The organism is Candidatus Contendobacter odensis Run_B_J11, from assembly GCF_000531125.1.
Classification (GTDB): Bacteria; Pseudomonadota; Gammaproteobacteria; order Competibacterales; family Competibacteraceae; genus Contendibacter; species Contendibacter odensensis.
The window spans coordinates 1-4,779 of the sequence record NZ_CBTK010000264.1; the positions used below are offsets into that span (position 1 = coordinate 1).

Annotated in this window: 1 protein-coding gene and 2 pseudogenes; all 3 read right to left on the reverse strand. The window is 54.0% G+C overall.

Features of this window, described 5'->3' with window-relative positions; genetic code table 11:
* Positions 1–634 (reverse strand): annotated as a pseudogene (locus tag BN874_RS15905) (P-loop ATPase, Sll1717 family); the annotation flags it as partial.
* A gap of 56 nt (positions 635–690) precedes the next feature.
* On the reverse strand, positions 691–3,648 hold the full coding sequence (locus tag BN874_RS15910; protein ID WP_034435210.1) for an ATP-binding protein: 2,958 nt from the start codon (positions 3,646–3,648) through the stop codon (positions 691–693).
* Between the two features lie 13 nt (positions 3,649–3,661).
* A pseudogene (locus BN874_RS15915) lies at positions 3,662–4,735 on the reverse strand (DUF1156 domain-containing protein); the annotation flags it as partial.
* Positions 4,736–4,779: the final 44 nt, after the last annotated feature.

A 4,779-nucleotide genomic window follows, 5' to 3' on the forward strand; every position in this document is an offset into this window, starting at 1 on the left:
CTATAAATTTTTCAGAAGGGTGTGTTGAAAAATTCCACAACCTGTAAATGATTGCTATAATTGCTTCATATGCAGAAAGACGTGGTTGCTCATTAGGATCGAAACTTCGATAGGACAACCTGGCTTTCTTGACATCAGAGATAAGCCTGGTTACCCAATCGTCTTTATACTTAGCTTCTATAAGATAAAGAGGTGCTTTTCTATTGAGTTCAAAATTTGTTTTTAGTGGCTTTGTGTTGGAAATGTCTAACAAAATATTAGCCAGCTCTTCACTGTTCTGATACTCTGTATAGCCGATGGTATCAAATATTCCAAGTTCCTTTAGTTTCTGTTCGTCTTTTTTTAGAGGAGCATATCTAACTAAGATCAGACGTTTTTGCTTACCTATGGCGTACCCTATTTCATAAGTTACATTAAAATTTAGGCTACTTATATCTGCTATAAGGCAAGACTTTGAGTCTATTGATTCCAAAACACATTCCGCAATAAATCGTCCGGGAATATCGATCTCTTCCCAAGTTTCAAAGAGATGACTTCCAGGCTTTTTATTAACTATAGATACTGCTCTTGTAATTGTCTCGCCAATCTCACTAGGCTGAGATGGGTATGCAAAAAAACCTGTTATATCGTTCATAAGATTTTATTCGATTTTGTGAGTAACAAGCGATAAAGAATCTCTACTTATCAAGATTAGTTCACATCCTCACCCAACCCCAACTCTCTCAGGGCGCTCTTAATATCCTCAATCTTTGCCGAAGCGCTCTCCCCTTCCGCAGGAGCTTCCAAGCTAACGTGCAACGTCAACCCTGGTGAGGAAGCGAGCTTCGTAATCACCTTGGTATAGAAGTTCATCCATTTCCGAGACGGGATCGTCCCGCTCCATTGGATTTTCTTCTCGGCATAGCCGGTAGGATGCTCTTCCTCAGTTTTGTTTCCATCTTTACCCGCCGTAGTGGCAGTAGCCGTGGTCACCAGTTGCTTGACCAGCACCTTGGCTTCCACTTGCAGGCCATCCACTTGCACGGTGACCAGGTAGAGGCCGGGGGTATCGCTGGCCTTAAAACTGCCAGCGCTGCTCATTGTGCAATCGGGAGCCGACCAGGTGGCGTTTTCCACCGGGTAGCCTTGCCCGTATTGGTCAAGGCCGCTCACCTTGAAGGTAACGTGTTCACGGGGGCCAACTTCGATGCTACTAGGCTGAAGGATCAGTTTCTCAAGGCGCGGTGGTTCCAGGAGCCGTTCTGCGTCTTGCGCACGGAGGATGTAGAGATCGTCGCTGATTTCCACTTCCTGTTCGAGCAAGCTTTCCCCGAAGCGATCCAGTTGCAGTTTGCCCGCAGCATCCCGGCTGGCGTAGCCAAAGAGCTTGGAGGTCACGCCATCGGCGATGGTGCGTTTGATGGAATCCGCATCCAGCAAGCGGGGCAAGGCCGGGGAAGCGAAGAAGGCATCCCGCACCGCCTTGGTAGACCACTCGGTCAGCGCGGGCGGCCAGAGCCGAACGAGCTTGTTAGGACCGACCGCAGCGGTAATTTCGTCATCCTTGACCAGCGTATTGATGACCAAATCGCAGAGCGACGGGGCCATGCTGGAGGTGATTTGGCCGAGGTCGAGACTCTTCACCGTGTTGTCTTTGCCGAGCAGGAACACATAGCGATAGGCCCGCCAGATGGATTCCTTGAGATCGGCCTTGGCGCGGCCCAGGCTTTGACTGAGCGAACGGCGTTGCGCCTCTTCCAGTTGCCGCCCGGTATCTTCATCCGCTTCAATGTCTTCCCAGGCCAGCAGGTTCCGGGCGGCTTCGATAATGCTGCTTGCATAATCGGGAGCGATAAAGAGCAGCCCGGACTTATAGGTCCGGCCCGCCGTGCCACATTCCCGCAGGATGCTTTCAATCAGGGCTTTGGTTGCCGATTCTTGGGCTTGATGCTCTAAGCCCAGCACGACCAGCGCCAGTTGGGGACGGTCGGGAACATCGTTCGACTTGGCGGGGAAGCAACGCCGATCCACCGCTTTACTTCCCAGCTTGAACAGATCGAGCGTGGTTTGCTGAATCCGCGCTTCAATCTCCTGATCCTTCACCGCCCCCCGGCGAGTGACTAGCATTTGATTGAGGTTCGGGCGCAGGCCAAACCGGTAGCGGTTGCGATCCCAATTCAGATAAAAGCAGTTCGCGGTGAGTCCTTCCAACACGGTTTCCACATCGGCCAGGTTGGTTTCAGGGTTACCGATAGCGGCGCGGATTTCGGGAACCGAGGCTTCCATGCGGGTTTGACTTTGCCCGCCGTTGCTCTCGAAGAAGATCGCCGTGGCGACCCGTTGATGGAGGCGCGCTTTCTTGATCGCGTCTATCGCTTCCCGGTCCAGACGGACGGCGTGAGCGTCCTTCTTCCCGACAATATCCGTAGTGACCGGGATGGAGAGTTGATCGGAACCCAGTTGCTCAAACAGCGCGTCACGAAAGGTTTGATCCGCGAGCGGAGCGGAACCCAAGGTGATCAAGGGTTCCCGTGAATTTTTCTGGTGTTCTTGCTGGTAGGCCCGCGCGACCCAGAGAGCCAGCAGGCGCAAAATCCCGCGCGTGCGTTGAAAGCGCGGCAGGCTTTGCCACTTGCGCTGGAACACGGAAATCAGCGACGGGTGAAACGGGTAGCAGGCGAGGAACAGTTCTTCCGGTGATTCCCCGCCCAGATTGGCGAGTTCGGTTTGGTGATCGTGCGCCCAGGCCCCGTATTCCGCAGCCGTTTGTTTGCCGTCTTGAGGCAAGCCATACCAATCAAACAGGCGGCGGCGGATGATCTCGGTGACTTCGGTTTCCGAAGACATGCTAATGGCTTTGCCCACCCGATCCAGCAGCTTCTTATAGGAATCGTAGTCGCGTTGATCTTCAGGATTCATTTCCAACTCGGAGGCCGGAATGGAAACGCAAAGCACGAGGTTATCGCGGGCGCGGGCTTCTTCCGAGAGGTTGTGGAGGAAATCGTAGAGTTGGGAGGCCAGGCCGGTGCGGCGAGCGCGCGAGACGTAGTTTAGCAATTCATCCATGAGAATGACCGCAGGGCCATCCGGCAACATGCGGCGCAAGGTGTCTCCCGCTGGAGCAATGCCCTGTTCATCATGTTGGGCGACCGCTGCAAAGGTGTGTTCACGGCCTAGTTGCCAGGCGATTTCCCCCCAAGGCGTTTTTCGGCGCGGTTCTCCTTCCCCACCCCGCCCATCAACAACGTCAAACTCTGTGCCCACAAAGACCGCGACTGCGGCTTGCGGGATTTCCTTCACTTGGGCGCGGGTGAGGATGCTCTCCACGCCTTTCCAGTTCCGGGCCCCGTGACCGCTTTTGGCAAGGTGATAGAGCGCGGTCAGCGAGTGCGTTTTCCCCCCGCCAAACTGCGTCGCCATGTTGAATACCGCCGAGGTTTCCACCTTGATTCCTGACAGGCGGCGAACCACTTGCGAGGACAGATCGAGCAAGCTTTGAGTCAGGTAGGTTCGCTCAAAGAATCGTGCGGGATCAAGGTAGTCCGGGTGAGCGCGTTGTTCGCGGATATGATCGAGGTGAACGGCGAATTCAGACGCATCCAGCGGGCGGTTATCGCGTAAATCTTCACGCGGGACGACGACTTGATACCAAGGCTTCAGTGTGCTCATTCTTGTTCTCTCCTTAAAAACCGAGTCCTTTTTTACGCGCGAGTACGCCATCCACCCACCGTTTTTCATCGCTTCCCCCCGGATAGAGCGCCGTGAGCGATTGGGCGAGTTTCCAGAAGCGGGCATCGTTGCCAATCCCTTCTTCCACTAGGAAGCGTTTCATCGCTTCCCCGCGCCCCGCCGCAAATAACACCATTGCTTGATGGAGGCGATCCAGAACCGTGGTTCCGGGCTTTGGGCCTTTCACATCGCCCCATTCCGCTTGCGCGGCGGATTCAGCGGCTTGAAGTTCGGCGAAAAGCGATTGCTGGACGGGTTGTTTCTTCTTGCGGGGAGTTTTACCCGTGACCGTAGTTTCCGCGTCCTTGCCGAAGAGATACTTAACCCGTTCCGCCACCGAGAGCAGCTTGGCGGTATCGCCTTTGACTTCCACCACCGAAGGTGATTTTTCCAGATGCACCCCAAGACCTTGGGCAATCTTGCGAGCGGCATCAAATTCCAGGGTAAAGCCGCTGACCTTAGCCGCCTTGCCGGAATCTTCATCGGAATCTTCTTCAGATTCTTCCGAATCATCGGCACTCGCATTGCTGCTACTTGCGCCCAACGTCCAAAGCCACATGGCGGTTAGCCGAGCATCCGGTTCCAGGCCAGCGGTATCCGGGTCTTTGAAGATCATGGAGAGGGCTTCTTTGGAGACGGCAGCCCAGACGTGTTCCAGATATTCACCAAGGGTAACGGATTCCCCGCTGGATTTTTCTACGCGGCTGTAGCGGCTGAAAATTTCTAGGGCAGGGCCAAGGCAGGCAAAGATCGCGTCAGCGCCAACCACGCCTTCTTCAGCGAGGCGCGGCATCCAAGAATGAATACGCTGGGGGAGTTCAGCTAGCACGTCGCGCCAGTCGCCAACAGTATATTGGAGGGAGCCGTCAGGATTTTCGCGGGGGCGACAAACAATATGAACAGAGGACGCAAGAGCAGCAGAATTTTGGGCTCGAAGCCTATATGCCATTTCTGTATCTATTGGCCAAGAGCCGGTCATAGTCCAACCAGCATCGACCATTGCTTGAAGTTGAGCAGCAATTCCCGCTCTCCTTATTTAGACCCACTTTTTAATAGGTCGATTAATGATTT

Excerpts from the sequence above, each read along its gene's own strand:
- BN874_RS15910 (WP_034435210.1), bottom strand. The coding sequence starts at position 3,648 with ATGAGCACACTGAAGCCTTGGTATCAAGTCGTCGTCCCGCGTGAAGAT.